The following is a 20,978-nucleotide window of genomic DNA, read 5'->3' as shown; positions in this document are numbered from 1 at the left end:
TTCTATATCCCTGATCCTTCTGCATACTCAACGTCTTCTGTTTTTTCGAATTCCGACAGCACCTTCTGTCTGATCGCTTGGAAATCAGGCGTCGTCCTGTTTCGGGGATAAGCCAGATGAATTGGCATCAGCTTATGAATTTTTCCCGGTTTGGCTTTTAGGATCGCAATCTCATTCCCTAAGTAAACAGATTCATCTATATCATGAGTGACGAGTATCATCGTTGTTTTTTTCCTCCGCCATATATCCAGCAGCACGTCTTGAAGGTGTTTTCGAGTAAACGCGTCTAACGCACCGAACGGTTCATCCAAAAGCAGCACCTCCGGCTCCCGCAGAAGAGCTCGTGCGATGGCCACTCTTTGAGACATACCGCCCGACAGCTCACGCGGATATGCTTTCTCTGATCCTTTTAATCTGACAATCTCGATCAGCTCATCTACCTTTTGTTTGACTTTTGGATCTTTCAAATTCAAATCGGCGGCAATATTCTGCTCAACCGTCAGCCAAGGAAAGAGACGGTGTTCCTGAAAAATAAATCCTTGCTGAATACTTGGTGCAGTCACATGCCGTCCGTTAATTTCGATACGCCCGCTAAAATCAGAATCAAGTCCTGCAATTATCTTTAAAAGTGTGCTTTTTCCGCATCCGCTCGGTCCGATGAGCGTTAAAAACTCACCCGGTGCAATTGATAATTGAATATTCTCCAAGACCGCAGTTTTGCGGCCTTCTTGAGCAAATGCTTTTTCCTTGATACTGATGGTCACAGCCACTTTTATCCCTCTCCTTCTGCCAACCCCGCCTTCTAAAAAAACAAAAAGGCCCCCATCTCTGTTTTTTGTAGAGATGAGAGCCTTCGGCGGTCCGATCAGCTGCCCAATTGTTTTTTGTTTGAATATCATGTTAATTCAAATTATTCCGATATGTCAACTCTTTTTTATTCTACATTTTTTGTATTAATGTTTATCACTTACTTTTCATATTCGCAAATAGCGCTTTTTTCTTTGAAGCCTATATCATCTCTATTTAGCTGTTCTGCCAAGGGTTTTCTGCTTTATTTAATAGTTTTTATCGCATTATATAAATGATTATTTTATAATGATTATAAAATAATATTGACTTTTTACTTAGAGATGATATTATGTTCTTATAAATTCCAAGAGGTGATGACATGAGTTCAAATAAACTGACAACTAGCTGGGGCGCTCCAGTTGGAGATAATCAAAATTCAATGACTGCCGGTTCTCGCGGACCAACTTTAATCCAAGATGTACACTTACTCGAAAAATTGGCCCATTTCAACAGAGAGCGTGTTCCTGAGCGTGTCGTTCACGCTAAAGGTGCAGGTGCACACGGTTATTTTGAAGTGACAAACGATGTAACAAAATATACAAAAGCTGCTTTCTTATCAGAAGTCGGCAAACGCACACCTTTGTTCATCCGTTTCTCAACAGTTGCCGGTGAACTTGGCTCTGCTGACACCGTTCGCGACCCGCGCGGATTTGCTGTTAAGTTTTATACGGAAGAAGGAAACTATGACATCGTCGGTAACAATACGCCGGTATTCTTCATCCGCGATGCGATTAAGTTCCCTGATTTTATCCATACACAAAAAAGAGATCCAAAAACACACTTGAAAAATCCTACAGCTGTATGGGATTTCTGGTCACTTTCACCGGAATCTTTACACCAAGTGACGATCCTGATGTCTGACCGCGGAATTCCTGCTACACTTCGCCACATGCACGGTTTTGGAAGCCATACATTCAAATGGACAAATGCCGAAGACGAAGGCGTATGGATCAAGTACCACTTTAAAACAGAACAAGGCGTGAAGAACCTTGATGTGAAGACAGCTGCAAAAATTGCCGGTGAAAACCCGGATTATCATACAGAAGATCTGTTCAACGCAATCGAAAACGGCGATTTCCCTGCATGGAAATTATATGTGCAAATCATGCCTTTAGAAGACGCAAATACGTATCGCTTCGATCCGTTTGATGTCACAAAAGTATGGTCCCAAAAAGACTATCCGCTCATTGAAGTCGGCCGCATGGTTCTTGACAGAAATCCGGAAAACTACTTTGCTGAAGTAGAACAAGCAACATTCTCACCTGGAACACTGGTCCCCGGTATTGATGTATCACCGGATAAAATGCTTCAAGGGCGTCTGTTTGCGTATCATGATGCGCATCGCTACCGTGTCGGAGCAAACCACCAAGCCCTGCCGATCAATCGCGCACGCAACGAAGTAAGAAACTATCAGCGTGACGGACAAATGCGCTTTGACAATAACGGCGGCGGATCCGTCTACTACGAGCCAAACAGCTTCGGCGGACCGACTGAGTCACCTGAGGATAAACAAGCGGCTTATCCAGTACAAGGAATGGCTGACAGCGTAAGCTACGATCACAATGATCACTACACACAAGCCGGCGATCTCTACCGTTTAATGAGCGAAGAGGAACGCACCCGCCTTGTAGAAAATATCGTAAATGCAATGAAACCGGTAGAAAAAGAAGAAATTAAACTCCGCCAAATCGAGCACTTTTATAAAGCTGATCCTGAATACGGAAAACGTGTGGCAGAAGGCTTAGGTTTGCCGATTAAAAAAGAAGTTTAATCGCATAGAAAAAACCCGCTGTTTATTCAGCGGGTTTTTTACATAGATTCACGGACTGCCGTATGCTTCTCGTCAATCTTCATATAAATTTTCTCCATTAACTCTTCATTATTCATTATCTCCCGCTTGTTCTGTTCAATAAGAAGCGCCAGCGGCAGCATCTGATTGCCATATGTTTTTCGTTTTCTGAAGTGTCTTCTCCCTTTCTCTTTTTTGGTTCCCATCATTTCTCCCTCCTTTAAAAATAAAAAGGCCCTTATCTCAAGAGATAAGAGCCTTCGGTGGTCCGATCAGCAAATGTTGGAAATGTATATTAGCTATATTAAAACGTATTCAATTTGGCCTGTCAATCGCTTTTGTATACTGTTACTTATAAAGTTTGCTGCCTTGTTTTACAAATTCCTCAGCTTTTTCTTTCATACCCTCTTGAATGGCATCCCACTCATTGAGCTCTTTGTCTTTGGCATAATCACGGATATCCTGAGAAATTCTCATGCTGCAAAATTTCGGCCCGCACATCGAACAGAAATGAGCCGTTTTTGCCCCTTCGGCAGGCAGTGTCTCATCATGATATTCAAGCGCTCTTTCCGGATCAAGCGACAGGTTAAATTGGTCGCGCCAGCGGAATTCAAAGCGGGCTTTTGATAAAGCGTCATCTCGTATTTGCGCTCCCGGATGCCCTTTTGCAAGATCAGCCGCATGCGCCGCAATTTTGTATGTAATAACCCCTTCACGCACATCTTCACGGTTTGGCAGCCCTAGATGCTCCTTCGGCGTCACATAACAAAGCATGGCCGTTCCATACCAGCCGATCATCGCCGCTCCGATCGCTGATGTAATGTGGTCATAGCCCGGTGCAATATCCGTCGTCAGCGGTCCTAGCGTGTAAAAAGGCGCTTCTTTACAGATTTCCATTTGTTTATCGACGTTCTCCTTGATTTTATGCATCGGTACATGACCAGGCCCCTCAATCATCACCTGAACATCATGCTTCCAGGCAATTTGCGTGAGTTCTCCGAGCGTCTCTAATTCAGCAAACTGCGCTTCGTCATTGGCATCGGCAATTGATCCTGGGCGAAGCCCGTCTCCAAGAGAAAAGGCAATATCATACGTTTTCATAATTTCACAGATTTCTTCAAAATGAGTATACAGAAAGCTTTCCTGATGATGAGCCAGACACCACTGTGCCATAATCGCTCCTCCGCGTGACACAATTCCCGTTGTCCGTTTAGCGGTTAGCGGTACATATCGCAGCAAAACACCCGCATGAATCGTGAAATAATCCACACCCTGTTCAGCCTGCTCAATCAGCGTGTCACGGTAAATTTCCCACGTTAAATCCTCCGCTACACCGTTTACTTTTTCAAGCGCCTGATAGATCGGCACGGTGCCAACCGGAACCGGGCAATTTCTGATAATCCATTCACGCGTCGTATGAATGTCTTTCCCCGTGGAAAGATCCATCATCGTATCTGCTCCCCAGCGAATCGCCCACGTCATTTTTTCCACTTCTTCTTCAATCGAAGACGTAACCGCTGAATTTCCGATATTCGCGTTAATTTTCACATGAAAATTCCGGCCGATAATCATTGGTTCACTTTCTGGATGATTAATATTTGCTGGAATGATCGCCCTGCCGCTGGCTACCTCATCTCTCACAAATTCCGGAGACACATGCTCACGAATTGCGATAAACTCCATCTCAGGTGTAATGATTCCTTTTTTGGCATAATGCATTTGAGTGACATTTTGGCCCGCTTTCGCCCGCAGCGGTTTCCGCTTTAACCCGGGATAGCTTACATTAGGGTTAGCCTTTTTATAGCCGTTGTCTTCTGGCTTCACAGCACGTCCATCGTATTCTTCAACATCACCGCGCCCAGTGATCCACTTGTGACGGAGCGGTTTTAAACCTTCTTGAATATTAATCTTCACATCGGGGTCCGTATACGGTCCGCTTGTATCATAGACACGAACCGGTGCGTTTTCCTCTTCGCCGAATGATCCTGTCGTCGGACTAAGTTCAATTTCTCTCATCGGCACTTGAATATCCGGCGATGCACCCTCTACATATACTTTTTTACTCCCCGAAAAACTCGACATAATGGAAATGTTGGCTTGCTGCACTGAATGATTTTGCATTACTTATCCTTCCCCTCTCTTTGTTTGAAAGGACAAAATCAAGCCCATAACCAGCACAAAAACCGGATTCAGTTGAATGAACCCGGTTACAGTCAGAAAGAAACATATTATTGCAGTATACGGCAACAATAAAAACAATTCCTCTACTTCCCCACGCTGGTACGAACCAGATCAGGTCCAAAGGGTTAAGAAGCATATCTTCTCTCTCAGCCCGCTAGCGGGCACCCCTAGTAACTATTAATTTCCCACTCATCTTATCATAAAAACAAACTGAAAAAAAGAGGAATGTATAAAATATTCAGCATATTCAAGACAAATATGTAATCGGCAATGCTGTTTCAGAGACACCATTTTCATGAAGCAACACCTCATACGCATTTGCATGAAATCTTGAACTTACAGCCTGAAAAAACTGATCATCAATAAAGTGAAGAGCTGCTCCATCATCCGCCGCATAACCGTTGCTCAACGCTTTCTCTAATATCAGGCGATGATATGAAGGTCTCCGATCCTTCTCCCCATCATAATGAGGACAAAAACTGCCTTGCAAAAAACCTAAGCTTTTCAAGCCGGTCAGCGGTCCGGCAGAATCCGTCACTCCTTCTTCAAACCAGCAGATCGCACCGGCACTTAGTCCCGCCAAAATAGTGCCATTCTCCCAGGCTTCTCTTAATATATGATCCAGTCCCCACTCCTTCCACAGCACCAGCAAATTTCTTGAATTTCCTCCGCCGACATAAATCACATCTTTCTCCAAGATAAAGGAGGCTAAATCTGTTGTCGACGGCTTAAACAAAGACAAATGAGACGGGTCACAATCAAGCTGTTGAAAAGCATGATAAAACCGCTGGACATAATTCTCTGCATCCCCGCTTGCCGTTGGCAGAAAACAAATGCGAGGTGAGGGCTGCTTTGACTGATTAATGATAAATTGATCAAGAATCAGATGATCTGGTTCCATTGAAAAACCCCCGCCGCCCATCGCAATAATTTGTTTCATCATCCGACTCCCCCAAGAAAATATTTTATCCATTATAGCACTTTCGCATAAAAGCATGAGACAAGGCAAAAATACCTTTGAACCAGGAGGTGACCGAAAAAATGGAACAAGACCGTTTGGCAAACCACGAAACAGTTGATTTACACGAGATCCTCAACTTCAAAACCGTATGTTTACTTAAATCAAAAATGATGCAGGGACTGGTGTTCGATCAGGAACTGAGAGCCCTTATGGAGAAGGATGTACAGCAGTCTGTACGGGACGTAACTGAACTTCAGAGCCTCTATCAAAAGGCCCCGACAATAACAGGAGGTGACGATCATTGAACGATTTCTTAGACCCGAAAAACGCAAAAGGCATGCCTGACCTTGCTGATTCGGCACTCGCCCTTGATTTCTTAATTTCCGTAAAAACCGGCATCAAAAATTATGCTGTCGCCATCACGGAAACCGCAAGCCCAGAACTCAGAACAGCATTGCGCAATCAATTGGACGCCGCCATTTACCTGCACGGCGAACTATCACAGCTCATGATGGAAAAAGGCTGGCTTTTCCCTTCTGACTTGGACAAACAATTTCAAATCGATATGAAATCAGCACAAACAGCCATTGATATCGCCGGGCTAAAACTTTTCCCTGATAACACGAATCGTCTCGGAACATTCGCAACACCCGATCACTAAATAATAAGGAGACATCATGAATGAAAGCTGTTACGTATCAAGGCATTAAAGACGTCCGCGTCAAAGAGGTAAAAGCGCCAGAAATCAAAAAACCTGATGATATCATCGTCAAACTGACAACCACAGCAATCTGCGGCTCTGACTTACACCTAATTCATGGCATGGTTCCCAATTTCCCTGAAGATTATATCATCGGCCATGAACCAATGGGCATTGTGGAAGAAACAGGCCCCGACGTTCACAAGGTCAAAAAAGGCGATCGTGTCATCATACCATTTAACGTCAGCTGCGGCGAATGTTTCTTTTGCAAAAACCAGCTTGAAAGCCAATGTGACAATTCAAACGCAAACGGCGAAATCGGCGCTTATTTTGGCTATTCAGAATCAGCAGGCGGCTATCCCGGAGGCCAGGCTGAATACATGCGTGTCCCCTATGCTAACTTCACTCCCTTTAAACTGCCTGATGACTGTGAAATAGAAGATGAGAAATTAGTATTGCTTTCAGACGCTATGTCGACTGCCTATTGGAGCGTTGACAACGCAGGAGTAAAAGAGGGAGATACCGTCATTATTCTCGGCTGCGGTCCAGTCGGGCTGCTCGCGCAAAAATTCGCATGGATGAAAGGCGCCAAAAGAGTCATTGCAGTTGATTATGTAGACTACCGCCTTCAGCACGCCAAAAAAACAAACAATGTAGAGACCGTTAATTTCGAACACTTAGAAAACGCCGGATTATATTTGAAAGAAATCACACAGGGCGGTGCAGATGTCGTCATCGACTGCGTGGGAATGGACGGCAAAATGTCCCCGCTTGAATTTCTCGCCACCGGTGTTAAAATGCACGGCGGAGCCATGGGTGCATTAGTAACGGCGGCACAGGCTGTCAGAAAATGCGGCACAATCCAAGTGACAGGTGTGTATGGAATGAGATACAATGCATTTCCATTCGGAGACATCTTCCAAAGGAATGTAAATATCAGAACCGGGCAAGCCCCTGTCATTCATTATATGCCGTACCTGTATGATTTGATTGCTACAGGTAAAGTAGATCCGGGCGACATCATCACACATGTTCTGCCGTTAGATCAAGCAAAGCACGGATATGAAGTGTTTGATACGAAAACAGACGGAGCTATCAAAGTGCTTCTGAAACCATAAAAAAAGACGGTCTCTCATTTTGAGAAACCGCCTTTTTATTTTATTGCTCCACTCTTCTTAATGCTTCGTTTACTGTTTCTTTTATAAACGCATCTTCCCCGGTCAAACTGTCTAATCTGAGTTCGCCGCTTCTCAGTCTTTCTGAAAGATTGTTAATGTCCTCCTCGACTGTGATTTGCAGTTCACCAGCTAAAAACATTCTATGTAATTCATCAGCGACCATCGTTTCTTTATTCATTCATGTCTCCTCCTTTACTCAAGCATCAATTTTAGTCTGTCCCTCAGATAAACGATTATAGGAAAAAAGGTTCATTTATTTTGAAATAAATGAACCTTTTTTCCTTCTTCCCACGTATAACTGTTGAGAAAAAGAAAAAGGGGAAGATCAACATGTCATTTTTCAAGAAACTTGCAGCAAGTGCCGGCATCGGCGCAGCAAAAGTCGATACCATTTTGGAGAAAGATGCGTATTGTCCAGGAGAAGAAGTCCGCGGAACTGTACATGTAAAAGGCGGGAAAATCGCCCAGGATATCCGTTACATTGACTTACAGCTCAATACAAAATATGTCATTGTAAAAGACGATGAAGAGCACCGGAAATACGCAACAATTCATTCTGTTCGAGTAACTGGTTCATTCACCATTCAGCCTGGAGAAGAACATCAATTTCCGTTCTCCTTCATCCTGCCTCTTGATACACCGATTACTGTAGGAAAGGTAGAAGTCGCAGTAGTGACAGACCTTGACATTCAAGGCGGTATTGATAAATCAGATCACGATCGTATCTTCGTAGAAGCACATCCCTGGGTTGAAAATGTGTTAGAAGCAATTGAAAACCTTGGCTTCCGTCTTAACGAAGCAGACTGTGAACAGGCATCTTATTTCCAGCGCCGCCTACCTTTCGTTCAAGAATTTGAGTTTGTTCCAACATCAGGCTATTACCGTCAGATGCTTGATGAATTAGAGCTTATTTTTCTTTTAGAGGAAGACGGTTTAGAAATTATTTTCGAAGTCGATCGCCGGGCAAGAGGCCTGCGAGGATGGCTGGAAGAGATGTATAATGACGGAGAGCAGCTCGTACGTGTCCGTTTCAGACAATCAGAGCTTGATGATATCGAACAACTTGAAGAGGTATTAGAAGAGATCATCGACCAATATGCTGAGTAAATAACAAAAAGGAGCCTATAATAAACATAGGCTCCTCTTTTTAATAAAAAACAAAACCCTGTTTCTTACTTATGTAAGAAACAGGGTTCTATTGGATACCGGTGGTCGGGGTCGAACCGACACTCCAGAAGGAACACGATTTTGAGTCGTGCGCGTCTGCCAATTCCGCCACACCGGCAAGTTTTACGTCGTATCTAACCGACGAATATAAATATATCATGGATATGATAAAGTGTCAATGAATTTTAAAAAAGTTTTTTTGGAAATATAATAATAAGTAGCTAAAGCAATTTTCTATGAAATGCAGTCCAGTGCTTACATCGACATATTCATACAATAAAAAAATGATCTACTTATGTAGATCATTGATATAATTAGCTTCATTATATTTTTAAGCACAAACACCAATTTAACTTATCAAGTAAGTAAAATTGGTGCCGAGGGCCGGACTTGAACCGGCACGGTAGTCACCTACCGCAGGATTTTAAGTCCTGTGTGTCTGCCAATTCCACCACCCCGGCAAAAGAAAGGCGACACCCGGATTCGAACCGGGGATAAAGGTTTTGCAGACCTCTGCCTTACCACTTGGCTATGCCGCCGTAATTGGAGCGGAAGACGGGATTCGAACCCGCGACCCCCACCTTGGCAAGGTGGTGTTCTACCACTGAACTACTTCCGCATCTTAAGGGACTTAATACATTATATGCAATTGATATAAAAGTGAGACTGGGCTAGCTGGATTCGAACCAACGCATGACGGAGTCAAAGTCCGTTGCCTTACCGCTTGGCTATAGCCCAATGATAATATGGGGCGATTGATGGGAATCGAACCCACGAGTGCCAGAGCCACAATCTGGTGCGTTAACCACTTCGCCACAACCGCCATAATCTCAAGATGTCATAAATTTGGCAGGGGCAGTAGGAATCGAACCCACACCGGAGGTTTTGGAGACCTCTGTTCTACCGTTAAACTATGCCCCTATAAATGGTGGAGGGGGGCAGATTCGAACTGCCGAACCCTGAGGGAGCGGATTTACAGTCCGCCGCGTTTAGCCACTTCGCTACCCCTCCACATTAAGTTTTGAAAAAACAGTGCCGGCAAGAGGACTTGAACCCCCAACCTACTGATTACAAGTCAGTTGCTCTACCAATTGAGCTACACCGGCATAGGTGGTGGCTCGGGACGGAATCGAACCGCCGACACACGGATTTTCAGTCCGTTGCTCTACCAACTGAGCTACCGAGCCTTATTATTTAAATGGCGGTCCGGACGGGACTCGAACCCGCGACCTCCTGCGTGACAGGCAGGCATTCTAACCAACTGAACTACCGGACCATTTTGATTTTAATTGGTTGCACCCTTTGGGCGCTCCTTATTTAAAAGGATATATTTTTTGGTTGCGGGGGCAGGATTTGAACCTGCGACCTTCGGGTTATGAGCCCGACGAGCTACCGAACTGCTCCACCCCGCGATGATAATGGTGGAGGATGACGGGCTCGAACCGCCGACCCTCTGCTTGTAAGGCAGATGCTCTCCCAGCTGAGCTAATCCTCCATCATATAATGACCCGTACGGGATTCGAACCCGTGTTACCGCCGTGAAAGGGCGGTGTCTTAACCGCTTGACCAACGGGCCCAGACTTTCAATTGTGATTATGTATAAATATCAGTGGCGGAGAGCAAGGGATTCGAACCCTTGAGACGGAGTTGACCGCCTACACGATTTCCAATCGTGCTCCTTCGACCACTCGGACAGCTCTCCAATAATGGCTCCGCAGGTAGGATTCGAACCTACGACCGATCGGTTAACAGCCGATAGCTCTACCACTGAGCTACTGCGGAATGAAGTCTGCCTGGCGATGTCCTACTCTCACAGGGGGAAACCCCCGACTACCATCGGCGCTGAAGAGCTTAACTTCCGTGTTCGGCATGGGAACGGGTGTGACCTCTTCGCCATCATCACCAGACAATTTCAGTGACATTTAACATTATACTATGTATATCTTGAAAAGTCAAGAGTTTTTTTGAGAGTGTTCTCTCAAAACTAGATAACAGGTGTGACATCATTAGAAATTAGGTTAAGTCCTCGATCGATTAGTATCTGTCAGCTCCATGTGTCGCCACACTTCCACCTCAGACCTATCAACCTGATCATCTTTCAGGGATCTTACTTCCTTGCGGAATGGGAAATCTCATCTTGAGGGGGGCTTCATGCTTAGATGCTTTCAGCACTTATCCCGTCCGCACATAGCTACCCAGCGATGCCCTTGGCAGAACAACTGGTACACCAGCGGTGCGTCCATCCCGGTCCTCTCGTACTAAGGACAGCTCCTCTCAAATTTCCTGCGCCCGCGACGGATAGGGACCGAACTGTCTCACGACGTTCTGAACCCAGCTCGCGTACCGCTTTAATGGGCGAACAGCCCAACCCTTGGGACCGACTACAGCCCCAGGATGCGATGAGCCGACATCGAGGTGCCAAACCTCCCCGTCGATGTGGACTCTTGGGGGAGATAAGCCTGTTATCCCCGGGGTAGCTTTTATCCGTTGAGCGATGGCCCTTCCATGCGGAACCACCGGATCACTAAGCCCGACTTTCGTCCCTGCTCGACTTGTAGGTCTCGCAGTCAAGCTCCCTTGTGCCTTTACACTCTGCGAATGATTTCCAACCATTCTGAGGGAACCTTTGGGCGCCTCCGTTACCTTTTAGGAGGCGACCGCCCCAGTCAAACTGCCCACCTGACACTGTCTCCCCGCCCGATAAGGGCGGCGGGTTAGAAGGTCAATACAGCCAGGGTAGTATCCCACCGATGCCTCCACCGAAGCTGGCGCTCCGGTTTCCAAGGCTCCTACCTATCCTGTACAAGCTGTACCAACATTCAATATCAGGCTGCAGTAAAGCTCCACGGGGTCTTTCCGTCCTGTCGCGGGTAACCTGCATCTTCACAGGTACTATAATTTCACCGAGTCTCTCGTTGAGACAGTGCCCAGATCGTTGCGCCTTTCGTGCGGGTCGGAACTTACCCGACAAGGAATTTCGCTACCTTAGGACCGTTATAGTTACGGCCGCCGTTTACTGGGGCTTCAATTCGCACCTTCGCTTACGCTAAGCGCTCCTCTTAACCTTCCAGCACCGGGCAGGCGTCAGCCCCTATACTTCGCCTTACGGCTTCGCAGAGACCTGTGTTTTTGCTAAACAGTCGCCTGGGCCTATTCACTGCGGCTCTCTCGGGCTTGCACCCTAACAGAGCACCCCTTCTCCCGAAGTTACGGGGTCATTTTGCCGAGTTCCTTAACGAGAGTTCTCTCGATCACCTTAGGATTCTCTCCTCGCCTACCTGTGTCGGTTTGCGGTACGGGCACCTCTCACCTCGCTAGAGGCTTTTCTTGGCAGTGTGGAATCAGGAACTTCGCTACTAAATTTCGCTCGCCATCACAGCTCAGCCTTATGGGAAACGGATTTGCCTATTTCCCAGCCTAACTGCTTGGACGCGGATATCCAATACCGCGCTTACCCTATCCTCCTGCGTCCCCCCATTGCTCAAATGGTGAGGAGGTGGTACAGGAATATCAACCTGTTGTCCATCGCCTACGCCTTTCGGCCTCGGCTTAGGTCCCGACTAACCCTGAGCGGACGAGCCTTCCTCAGGAAACCTTAGGCATTCGGTGGAGGGGATTCTCACCCCTCTTTCGCTACTCATACCGGCATTCTCACTTCTAAGCGCTCCACCAGTCCTTCCGGTCTGGCTTCACAGCCCTTAGAACGCTCTCCTACCACTGTTCGAAGAACAGTCCGCAGCTTCGGTGATACGTTTAGCCCCGGTACATTTTCGGCGCAGAGTCACTCGACCAGTGAGCTATTACGCACTCTTTAAATGGTGGCTGCTTCTAAGCCAACATCCTGGTTGTCTAAGCAACTCCACATCCTTTTCCACTTAACGTATACTTTGGGACCTTAGCTGGCGGTCTGGGCTGTTTCCCTTTCGACTACGGATCTTATCACTCGCAGTCTGACTCCCAAGGATAAGTCATTGGCATTCGGAGTTTGACTGAATTCGGTAACCCGGTAGGGGCCCCTAGTCCAATCAGTGCTCTACCTCCAAGACTCTTACCTTGAGGCTAGCCCTAAAGCTATTTCGGAGAGAACCAGCTATCTCCAGGTTCGATTGGCATTTCACCCCTACCCACACCTCATCCCCGCACTTTTCAACGTGCGTGGGTTCGGGCCTCCATTCAGTGTTACCTGAACTTCACCCTGGACATGGGTAGATCACCTGGTTTCGGGTCTACGACCACGTACTCATGCGCCCTATTCAGACTCGCTTTCGCTGCGGCTCCGCATCTTCTGCTTAACCTTGCACGGGATCGTAACTCGCCGGTTCATTCTACAAAAGGCACGCCATCACCCGTTAACGGGCTCTGACTACTTGTAGGCACACGGTTTCAGGATCTCTTTCACTCCCCTTCCGGGGTGCTTTTCACCTTTCCCTCACGGTACTGGTTCACTATCGGTCACTAGGGAGTATTTAGCCTTGGGAGATGGTCCTCCCGGATTCCGACGGAATTTCACGTGTTCCGCCGTACTCAGGATCCACTCTGGAGAGAACGAAGTTTTGACTACAGGGCTGTTACCTTCTATGGCGGGCCTTTCCAGACCTCTTCATCTACCTCGTTCCTTTGTAACTCCGTATAGAGTGTCCTACAACCCCAAGAGGCAAGCCTCTTGGTTTGGGCTAATCCCGTTTCGCTCGCCGCTACTCAGGGAATCGCATTTGCTTTCTCTTCCTCCGGGTACTTAGATGTTTCAGTTCCCCGGGTCTGCCTTCTCATATCCTATGAATTCAGATATGGATACCACTCCATTACGAGTGGTGGGTTTCCCCATTCGGAAATCTCCGGATCAAAGCTTGCTTACAGCTCCCCGAAGCATATCGGTGTTCGTCCCGTCCTTCATCGGCTCCTAGTGCCAAGGCATCCACCGTGCGCCCTTTCTAACTTAACCGTTAAAAAGAATCACTATGTGATATCTTGTGTTACTAATTGAATGTGATGTCTACTGTTATCTAGTTTTCAAAGAACACGTTTCGAAGGAATGATCCTTCAAAACTAAACAAGACAGGGAACGTTCTGTTTATAAGACCCAAGGTCTTATATTCCGTAAATATCCTTAGAAAGGAGGTGATCCAGCCGCACCTTCCGATACGGCTACCTTGTTACGACTTCACCCCAATCATCTGTCCCACCTTCGGCGGCTGGCTCCATAAAGGTTACCTCACCGACTTCGGGTGTTACAAACTCTCGTGGTGTGACGGGCGGTGTGTACAAGGCCCGGGAACGTATTCACCGCGGCATGCTGATCCGCGATTACTAGCGATTCCAGCTTCACGCAGTCGAGTTGCAGACTGCGATCCGAACTGAGAACAGATTTGTGGGATTGGCTTAACCTCGCGGTTTCGCTGCCCTTTGTTCTGTCCATTGTAGCACGTGTGTAGCCCAGGTCATAAGGGGCATGATGATTTGACGTCATCCCCACCTTCCTCCGGTTTGTCACCGGCAGTCACCTTAGAGTGCCCAACTGAATGCTGGCAACTAAGATCAAGGGTTGCGCTCGTTGCGGGACTTAACCCAACATCTCACGACACGAGCTGACGACAACCATGCACCACCTGTCACTCTGCCCCCGAAGGGGACGTCCTATCTCTAGGATTGTCAGAGGATGTCAAGACCTGGTAAGGTTCTTCGCGTTGCTTCGAATTAAACCACATGCTCCACCGCTTGTGCGGGCCCCCGTCAATTCCTTTGAGTTTCAGTCTTGCGACCGTACTCCCCAGGCGGAGTGCTTAATGCGTTAGCTGCAGCACTAAGGGGCGGAAACCCCCTAACACTTAGCACTCATCGTTTACGGCGTGGACTACCAGGGTATCTAATCCTGTTCGCTCCCCACGCTTTCGCTCCTCAGCGTCAGTTACAGACCAGAGAGTCGCCTTCGCCACTGGTGTTCCTCCACATCTCTACGCATTTCACCGCTACACGTGGAATTCCACTCTCCTCTTCTGCACTCAAGTTCCCCAGTTTCCAATGACCCTCCCCGGTTGAGCCGGGGGCTTTCACATCAGACTTAAGGAACCGCCTGCGAGCCCTTTACGCCCAATAATTCCGGACAACGCTTGCCACCTACGTATTACCGCGGCTGCTGGCACGTAGTTAGCCGTGGCTTTCTGGTTAGGTACCGTCAAGGTACCGCCCTATTCGAACGGTACTTGTTCTTCCCTAACAACAGAGCTTTACGATCCGAAAACCTTCATCACTCACGCGGCGTTGCTCCGTCAGACTTTCGTCCATTGCGGAAGATTCCCTACTGCTGCCTCCCGTAGGAGTCTGGGCCGTGTCTCAGTCCCAGTGTGGCCGATCACCCTCTCAGGTCGGCTACGCATCGTTGCCTTGGTGAGCCGTTACCTCACCAACTAGCTAATGCGCCGCGGGTCCATCTGTAAGTGGTAGCCGAAGCCACCTTTTATGTTTGAACCATGCGGTTCAAACAAGCATCCGGTATTAGCCCCGGTTTCCCGGAGTTATCCCAGTCTTACAGGCAGGTTACCCACGTGTTACTCACCCGTCCGCCGCTAACATCAGGGAGCAAGCTCCCATCTGTCCGCTCGACTTGCATGTATTAGGCACGCCGCCAGCGTTCGTCCTGAGCCAGGATCAAACTCTCCGATAAAGTAGTTTGACTGACTACGCACATCGCTGTGCGATTTATTTAAAACTTGATTAACAGGTACGTTTTGTCTTGTTTAGTTTTCAAAGATCATCAGCACTTCTTGGAGAAGCGACTTTATTAGTATAACATTTCGACTTTGTTCTGTCAAATGTTTTTTATTTTATTTCTCCGCCGCTGTGAGCTTGTTTTTTCAGAAGCGCATCAGCGACGTTTAATAATATACCATGCTCAAGAATCAGAGTCAACATCTTTTTTAAAAGAATATCCTCGATGAAAGACAGCCTGTCCTTTGGTTTCCATTCGGCACACGCTGATAAGACCTTTTTCCGTCAGGTAATCAAGCATGACGCCAAGGTCTTGAGTGAAATGGATTAAGTCAGGATGCTGAAGAAGCTCGCTAAATTGCCATATGTCCTTTTCTTTCATGACTTCGAAAATATGTGCTGAACCAATCTCAGCTTTAGAATGAATCAAGAAATCATTTGCTAAGAATAATAATTCAAGCCTTTTTTCCAAGCTTTCGTGACTTTCAATCAGCTCGGAATATAATTTGTACACTTGAGGCTCGATTTGACGCACTTGACTCCACACAGTGGTTTCAGGGTGGAATCCTCTGTCTATTACTTCAATACGTGCGAGATGATGCAGGGCATGAACTACCGCATTGTAGGCATCTAAAAATTGATTGGCTTCAAAGAAAGCTTTTCCTTCAACGTATCTTCTAATTAACTTGCCGTATTCAAGGCCGATCTTCAGTTTGCGTTCTGCAAACGGAAAAGTATTAAGCCTGTCGATAAGCTCAGCAATATACTCATTGCGGTCAAACATGACTCTTCCGTTTACAATCCAATCTATCATTCTTCTATTTGTGCCGAGCAAAATCCATTCTTGAACCTGAGCATCAGTTATCACATGTAAAGAGGCTGTTTTGTGATCAAATTCATAATGCTTTATAAAAACAGGTTTATCAGACTGCTTTACAATGACAAGCAAAGCGGCATCAAAGTTATCTGTCAGGGAAGATGTTTTGTTTCTTCTCTCAATCATAATAACAGCCAATGTATTAGGATGGCTTGCTCTTTCTTGATAAATTGGACGGAGAAGATTTTCCATCACTATTCCTCCAATGCAATTGTTCAATTTTTTCATTCTCTATTTGATTCAATTCTATGGTTAAATCGAAATTCCTTTTTTCTAAACACATTGAACTATTATAAACAATTTCAAAGCAAGTCTCCATATTTAAATTCCATTTCAAACGAAAACATGAAGAAAATCCCATCGGGTTTGTGCTATATTTAATTCAGAGGGGGATGGACATGGCGAAATACTCCAGCAAAATTAATAAGATCAGAACGTTTGCGTTAAGTTTGGTTTTCGTTGGGTTTATCATTATGTACATCGGGATTTTTTTTAAGGAGTCCGTTTTGCTTTCGAGTTTGTTTATGATACTCGGGCTTTTATCTATCGGGCTCAGCACGGTTGTTTATTTTTGGATCGGCATGCTCTCGACCAAAGCGGTTCGTGTCATTTGCCCTGGCTGTGAAAAAGAGACCAAGGTTTTAGGCAGAGTAGATATGTGTATGCATTGCAGAGAGCCGCTGACGTTAGATCAAAGCTTAGAAGGAAAAGAATTTGATGAGTCTTATAATAAGAAGAAAATGTCGAAATAAATAAGCTGACCGTTTTGCGGTCAGCTTATTTTAATGGTTTTCTTTTTTTGAACACTCTTGGCAGACGCCGTAAATTTCTAAACGGTGGTGGCTTACTTTAAAGCCGGTCACATGTGCAGCGAGCTGCTCCACTTCGTCAAGGCCGGGATAGTGGAAGTCCACAATTTTACCGCAGCTTTCACAAATGGCGTGATAGTGATCGGATGTAACAAAATCAAATCTGCTAGAAGCATCGCCATATGTGAGCTCTTTTACCAGGCCGGATTCCCGGAACACACGCAAGTTGTTATATACCGTCGCTACGCTCATGTTAGGAAATTTCCCTTCCAGAGCTTTATATATATCGTCCGCTGTTGGATGAGCCATAGAGTTAACGAGATATTCCAGAATCGCATGACGTTGAGGAGTAATGCGAACTCCGGTTTCCTTCAACGTTTCTAAGGCTTCTTTTAGTTCATGTGCAGCCATCCGTCATGCACCTCTCTTCTAAAAAAGATTCTTACATTATAATGTTTATAATTAGTGTACCTCTTTTTACGATAATTTGTCAATTGATAATAGGGTAAAAGTTGCAGCATTTATTATAAAGCTGACTGACAATTTTACTTTTCCGACATATCTTTCAGCGTCTGGAGCGCTTCGGCTACATGGTCTTTCACTTTTACCTTTCTCCATTCTTTAACGAGCCGGCCATCTTTGTCAATTAAAAAAGTGGAGCGTTCAATTCCCATATATTCTTTTCCGAAGTTTTTCTTCAGTTTCCACACATCAAATGCCTCCGCCAGCTTGTGTTCGTCATCGACAAGCAGCAAAAACGGCAGATTGTGCTTCTCTTTAAATTTCCCGTGTTTTTCCTCGCTGTCCGGGCTAACGCCGATAATCACAGCATCCAGCTCAGCGAAGTTTTCATGGCTGTCACGAAAATCGCAGGCTTCAGTTGTGCATCCCGGTGTCATGTCTTTTGGATAAAAGTAAAGGACGATATATTGCCCTTCATAATCCGATAATTTTACTATCTCCCCATGATCACCTTTCAACTCAATATCAGGCGCTTTTTGTCCGATTTCAATAGTCATTTCATTACCTCCGGATGTTTTTGTATTAAGCGTATCCAATTCTTGTCCAGATTACAACCATGGGCCTTGATCTTGAGCCTGAATCCGTTGTTCTTGTCTCGAAGCATGCTACAATAGAGGGGACGCATGGAGATATAGGAGGTTATTATTTTTGTATACAAAATCAGTTGAACTTCACCGTGAAGCATTAGAGCATATTGTCGGCGGTGTAAACAGCCCTTCAAGATCATATAAAGCAGTTGGCGGGGGTTCTCCTGTTGCAATGGAGAAAGCAAATGGCGCTTATTTTTGGGACGTCGACGGAAACAAATACATTGATTATTTGGCGGCTTACGGCCCGATCATCACCGGACATGCCCACCCGCATATTACAGAGGCGATTAAAAAAGCCGCAGAAAACGGTGTATTATATGGAACACCGACAAAACATGAGGTTACTTTTGCAAAGATGCTGAAGGAAGCCATTCCTGCTATGGATAAAGTAAGATTCGTCAATTCAGGGACAGAAGCTGTGATGACGACCATCCGAGTGGCTCGTGCTTACACAGGCCGCACCAAAATCATTAAATTTGCAGGCTGTTATCACGGCCATTCAGATCTTGTGCTCGTAGCCGCCGGCTCCGGTCCGTCTACTCTGGGCACACCTGACTCAGCCGGTGTACCGAAAAGCATTGCAAACGAGGTCATTACAGTTCCATTTAATGATATTGAGAGCTACAAAGCGGCCTTAGATAAATGGGGCAGTGAAATCGCAGCGGTTCTCGTTGAACCGATTGTCGGCAACTTCGGTATCGTTGAGCCAAAAGAAGGTTTCTTAGAGCAAGTAAACGAACTGACACACAATGCGGGCGCCCTCGTTATTTATGATGAAGTCATTACTGCTTTCCGCTTTATGTATGGCGGTGCTCAGGATCTTTTACAGGTTAAACCGGATTTAACGGCACTCGGAAAAATTATTGGCGGCGGACTTCCAATTGGAGCCTATGGCGGGAAACAAGAAATTATGGAGCAAGTCGCACCGCTCGGCCCTGCATATCAGGCAGGAACAATGGCCGGAAACCCCGCTTCTATTTTATCTGGCATTGCTTGCCTGGAAGTGCTGAAAGAAGAAGGCGTGTATGAAAAGCTTGACCGTCTTGGCGCTATGCTTGAGGAAGGCATTTTGGCACACGCAGAAACCCATGGTATCACAATAACAGTCAATCGCTTAAAGGGTGCACTGACGGTTTACTTCTCTGATGAGAAAGTAGAAAATTACGATCAGGCAGAACGCAGTGACGGTGAAACATTCGCTACGTTTTTCAAGCTGATGCTGGAGCGCGGCATTAATCTCGCACCTTCTAAATATGAAGCGTGGTTTATTACAACAGCACATACAGAGCAGGACATTAAAGATACGCTTGCTGCTGTTGAGGATGCTTTTAAACATCTTAAAAAGTAATATTGCACATCAGGCGGACAGGAGCTTAAAGCTCCTGTTTTTGTGTACTTTTAAAAAGCGTGTAAGATTTTGGTCTTTTTCTTGAGAAATAGCTTGAATAATTGTATTGATCCCTGTATATTACTTAATTGTTTAGCAAATAAACTCACAGGGAATTTTAATGATTAGCCATTTGCTAGGTCAAACAATTTATTATAGAAAGGAATGCACGCACAAACCAATGAAACTTGGTGCCCGCATTTTCAAAACAGGGATCGCGATTACGCTGGCTCTTTATTTAGCTTCGTGGATCGGACTTCCCGCACCGATTTTTGCTGGGATTGCAGCGATATTTGCGATCCAGCCATCAATTTACCGCTCTTTTCTTATTATTATTGATCAGGTTCAGGCAAATATTATCGGAGCTGTTATTGCCACAGTATTCGGTCTTATTTTCGGACCCAGTCCGATTATGATCGGATTGACAGCAGTGATTGTTATTACCATAATGCTGAAGCTTAAAATTGAACATACGATTTCCATTGCTCTTGTTACAGTTATTGCGATTTTAGAATCTGCCGGTGACGACTTTTTAATGTTTGCGTTGATCAGAACAAGCACAGTCATTTTAGGGGTGCTTTCTTCCTTTATCGTCAACCTGGTGTTCCTGCCGCCTAAGTACGAGACAAAGCTGATTCATAATACAGTCGAAAACACTGAAGAAATTATGAAATGGATCAGGCTGATTATGCGCCAGTCAACAGAGCATTCGATTTTAAAAGAGGATATTGAAAAATTGAAAGAAAAAATGCTCAAGCTTGATCAGACATATCTTCTATATAAAGAAGAAAGAAGCTACTTTAAGAAAACGACTTACGTGAAATCAAGAAAACTTGTCCTGTTCAGACAGGCGATAATAACCGCAAACCGGGCGCTCGACACGCTGAAGAAGCTGCATCGCCTGGAAAACGAGATTTATCATATGCCTGAAGAGTTTCAGGAAACACTGACTGAAGAACTTGATTACCTGCTTTATTGGCACGAGCGGATTTTGATGAGGTTTGTCGGCAAAATTAAACCGCATGATGATACAGATGAAGAAGGCATCCAATACAAACAGCTGCTGACAAAGTCATTTCTTAAAAACCAGCGCAACTCAGATGATGAGCTTCTTGATTATAATATGCTTAATATTATGGCAAGCGCTGTGGAATACCGCGAGCAGCTTGAACATTTAGAAACACTTATTACAAGCTTTCAAACGTACCATCCGAAAGACTGCGAAATGGAAATAGAAGAGTAGCCCGGTTCATATGCCGGGTT

General features: G+C 45.6%; 16 protein-coding genes, 16 tRNA genes, 3 rRNA genes and 1 riboswitch. Of the genes, 8 read left to right on the top strand and 27 right to left on the bottom strand.

Going from position 1 to position 20,978, the window contains the following annotated elements:
• Window positions 1-2: 2 nt before the first annotated feature.
• Window positions 3-770 (bottom strand): ABC transporter ATP-binding protein, encoded by a 768-nt coding sequence (locus NST56_RS04860; RefSeq protein WP_339180394.1) that lies wholly within the window; start codon window positions 768-770, stop codon window positions 3-5.
• Window positions 771-1,168: 398 nt separating this feature from the next.
• On the opposite strand from NST56_RS04860, the gene katA reads away from it, so the two are divergent.
• Window positions 1,169-2,620, top strand: coding sequence for a catalase KatA (gene katA, locus NST56_RS04855; protein WP_339180392.1), 1,452 nt, complete (start codon window positions 1,169-1,171; stop codon window positions 2,618-2,620).
• A gap of 38 nt (window positions 2,621-2,658) precedes the next feature.
• Here the strand turns inward: katA and NST56_RS04850 are convergent, their stop codons facing one another.
• The 3 genes from NST56_RS04850 to NST56_RS04840 all read right to left on the bottom strand — a co-directional run bounded on the left by NST56_RS04850 (window position 2,659) and on the right by NST56_RS04840 (window position 5,759).
• A complete protein-coding gene (locus NST56_RS04850) occupies window positions 2,659-2,844 on the bottom strand; it encodes an FbpB family small basic protein (RefSeq protein ID WP_168747263.1) in 186 nt (61 codons plus the stop codon).
• Window positions 2,845-2,986: 142 nt separating this feature from the next.
• Window positions 2,987-4,759 (bottom strand): phosphomethylpyrimidine synthase ThiC, encoded by a 1,773-nt coding sequence (gene thiC, locus NST56_RS04845; RefSeq protein ID WP_010333481.1) that lies wholly within the window; start codon window positions 4,757-4,759, stop codon window positions 2,987-2,989.
• A 131-nt stretch (window positions 4,760-4,890) separates the two neighbouring features.
• A riboswitch (TPP riboswitch) is annotated at window positions 4,891-4,998 on the bottom strand.
• A 68-nt stretch (window positions 4,999-5,066) separates the two neighbouring features.
• On the bottom strand, window positions 5,067-5,759 hold the full coding sequence (locus NST56_RS04840) for a Type 1 glutamine amidotransferase-like domain-containing protein (RefSeq protein WP_339182074.1): 693 nt from the start codon (window positions 5,757-5,759) through the stop codon (window positions 5,067-5,069).
• 101 nt (window positions 5,760-5,860) lie between these two features.
• Here NST56_RS04840 and NST56_RS04835 point away from each other — a divergent pair, with 101 nt between their 5' ends.
• From NST56_RS04835 to NST56_RS04825, 3 genes are read left to right on the top strand one after another with little or no spacing between them, the layout of a single operon-like run.
• Entirely contained in the window at window positions 5,861-6,085 is a 225-nt protein-coding gene (locus tag NST56_RS04835; RefSeq protein WP_010333480.1) for a hypothetical protein, read from the top strand.
• Window positions 6,082-6,441, top strand: coding sequence for a spore coat protein (locus NST56_RS04830; protein WP_211090770.1), 360 nt, complete (start codon window positions 6,082-6,084; stop codon window positions 6,439-6,441). The genes NST56_RS04835 and NST56_RS04830 overlap by 4 nt, the downstream gene beginning before the upstream one ends.
• A 20-nt stretch (window positions 6,442-6,461) precedes the next feature.
• On the top strand, window positions 6,462-7,598 hold the full coding sequence (locus NST56_RS04825; protein WP_268446588.1) for a zinc-dependent alcohol dehydrogenase: 1,137 nt from the start codon (window positions 6,462-6,464) through the stop codon (window positions 7,596-7,598).
• A gap of 40 nt (window positions 7,599-7,638) precedes the next feature.
• Here the strand turns inward: NST56_RS04825 and NST56_RS04820 are convergent, their stop codons facing one another.
• Complete coding sequence (locus tag NST56_RS04820; protein WP_010333477.1) at window positions 7,639-7,836, bottom strand: hypothetical protein; 198 nt, start codon at window positions 7,834-7,836, stop codon at window positions 7,639-7,641.
• Between the two features lie 152 nt (window positions 7,837-7,988).
• Between NST56_RS04820 and spo0M the strand changes: the two genes are divergently transcribed.
• Window positions 7,989-8,765, top strand: a complete 777-nt coding sequence (gene spo0M / locus NST56_RS04815; RefSeq protein WP_168747258.1) for a sporulation control protein Spo0M — start codon at window positions 7,989-7,991, stop codon at window positions 8,763-8,765.
• Between the two features lie 96 nt (window positions 8,766-8,861).
• On the opposite strand, the gene NST56_RS04810 is transcribed toward spo0M, so the two are convergent.
• The 20 genes from NST56_RS04810 to NST56_RS04715 form a co-directional block, all read right to left on the bottom strand.
• Window positions 8,862-8,943, bottom strand: a tRNA-Leu gene (locus NST56_RS04810).
• A 254-nt stretch (window positions 8,944-9,197) separates the two neighbouring features.
• Window positions 9,198-9,286 (bottom strand) — tRNA-Leu (locus tag NST56_RS04805).
• A gap of 7 nt (window positions 9,287-9,293) precedes the next feature.
• Window positions 9,294-9,364 (bottom strand) — tRNA-Cys (locus NST56_RS04800).
• A gap of 5 nt (window positions 9,365-9,369) precedes the next feature.
• Window positions 9,370-9,444, bottom strand: a tRNA-Gly gene (locus tag NST56_RS04795).
• Between the two features lie 47 nt (window positions 9,445-9,491).
• Window positions 9,492-9,563: transfer RNA gene (locus NST56_RS04790), tRNA-Gln, on the bottom strand.
• Window positions 9,564-9,572: 9 nt separating this feature from the next.
• Window positions 9,573-9,648: transfer RNA gene (locus tag NST56_RS04785), tRNA-His, on the bottom strand.
• Window positions 9,649-9,672: 24 nt separating this feature from the next.
• Window positions 9,673-9,746 (bottom strand) — tRNA-Trp (locus NST56_RS04780).
• Window positions 9,747-9,751: 5 nt separating this feature from the next.
• Window positions 9,752-9,836: transfer RNA gene (locus NST56_RS04775), tRNA-Tyr, on the bottom strand.
• Between the two features lie 22 nt (window positions 9,837-9,858).
• Window positions 9,859-9,931, bottom strand: a tRNA-Thr gene (locus tag NST56_RS04770).
• A gap of 5 nt (window positions 9,932-9,936) precedes the next feature.
• A tRNA-Phe gene (locus tag NST56_RS04765) sits at window positions 9,937-10,012 on the bottom strand.
• 12 nt (window positions 10,013-10,024) lie between these two features.
• A tRNA-Asp gene (locus NST56_RS04760) sits at window positions 10,025-10,101 on the bottom strand.
• Between the two features lie 59 nt (window positions 10,102-10,160).
• Window positions 10,161-10,237: transfer RNA gene (locus NST56_RS04755), tRNA-Met, on the bottom strand.
• Window positions 10,238-10,244: 7 nt separating this feature from the next.
• Window positions 10,245-10,320 (bottom strand) — tRNA-Val (locus NST56_RS04750).
• Window positions 10,321-10,329: 9 nt separating this feature from the next.
• Window positions 10,330-10,401 (bottom strand) — tRNA-Glu (locus NST56_RS04745).
• A 34-nt stretch (window positions 10,402-10,435) separates the two neighbouring features.
• Window positions 10,436-10,527, bottom strand: a tRNA-Ser gene (locus tag NST56_RS04740).
• Window positions 10,528-10,532: 5 nt separating this feature from the next.
• Window positions 10,533-10,607, bottom strand: a tRNA-Asn gene (locus NST56_RS04735).
• Window positions 10,608-10,616: 9 nt separating this feature from the next.
• Window positions 10,617-10,732 (bottom strand): 5S ribosomal RNA (rrf, locus tag NST56_RS04730).
• Between the two features lie 107 nt (window positions 10,733-10,839).
• A 23S ribosomal RNA gene (locus tag NST56_RS04725) occupies window positions 10,840-13,767 on the bottom strand.
• Window positions 13,768-13,936: 169 nt separating this feature from the next.
• A 16S ribosomal RNA gene (locus tag NST56_RS04720) occupies window positions 13,937-15,486 on the bottom strand.
• Together the 16S, 23S and 5S rRNA genes with 16 tRNA genes alongside form the textbook arrangement of a ribosomal RNA operon.
• A 228-nt stretch (window positions 15,487-15,714) precedes the next feature.
• Window positions 15,715-16,599: a nucleotidyltransferase-like protein gene (locus NST56_RS04715; RefSeq protein ID WP_339180386.1), complete on the bottom strand. Its 885-nt coding sequence runs from the start codon at window positions 16,597-16,599 to the stop codon at window positions 15,715-15,717.
• 206 nt (window positions 16,600-16,805) lie between these two features.
• Between NST56_RS04715 and NST56_RS04710 the strand changes: the two genes are divergently transcribed.
• The gene (locus tag NST56_RS04710; protein WP_010333473.1) at window positions 16,806-17,159 is read left to right on the top strand and encodes a YgzB family protein; all 354 of its coding nucleotides are present in this window, start codon (window positions 16,806-16,808) and stop codon (window positions 17,157-17,159) included.
• 30 nt (window positions 17,160-17,189) lie between these two features.
• Here the strand turns inward: NST56_RS04710 and perR are convergent, their stop codons facing one another.
• Both perR and bcp read right to left on the bottom strand, forming a co-directional pair.
• Window positions 17,190-17,627, bottom strand: coding sequence for a peroxide-responsive transcriptional repressor PerR (gene perR, locus NST56_RS04705; protein WP_010333472.1), 438 nt, complete (start codon window positions 17,625-17,627; stop codon window positions 17,190-17,192).
• Between the two features lie 134 nt (window positions 17,628-17,761).
• On the bottom strand, window positions 17,762-18,235 hold the full coding sequence (gene bcp / locus NST56_RS04700; RefSeq protein ID WP_010333471.1) for a thioredoxin-dependent thiol peroxidase: 474 nt from the start codon (window positions 18,233-18,235) through the stop codon (window positions 17,762-17,764).
• A 151-nt stretch (window positions 18,236-18,386) separates the two neighbouring features.
• On the opposite strand from bcp, the gene NST56_RS04695 reads away from it, so the two are divergent.
• A complete protein-coding gene (locus NST56_RS04695; protein ID WP_168747249.1) occupies window positions 18,387-19,676 on the top strand; it encodes a glutamate-1-semialdehyde 2,1-aminomutase in 1,290 nt (429 codons plus the stop codon).
• Window positions 19,677-19,896: 220 nt separating this feature from the next.
• On the top strand, window positions 19,897-20,958 hold the full coding sequence (locus NST56_RS04690) for an aromatic acid exporter family protein (RefSeq protein WP_101863566.1): 1,062 nt from the start codon (window positions 19,897-19,899) through the stop codon (window positions 20,956-20,958).
• Window positions 20,959-20,978: the final 20 nt, after the last annotated feature.

Source organism: Bacillus sp. FSL R5-0560 (genome assembly GCF_037966305.1).
Taxonomy (GTDB): Bacteria; Bacillota; Bacilli; order Bacillales; family Bacillaceae; genus Bacillus; species Bacillus mojavensis.
The sequence above is the reverse complement of the archived record's forward strand: the minus strand, read 5'-3'. Positions and strand labels throughout refer to the sequence as shown.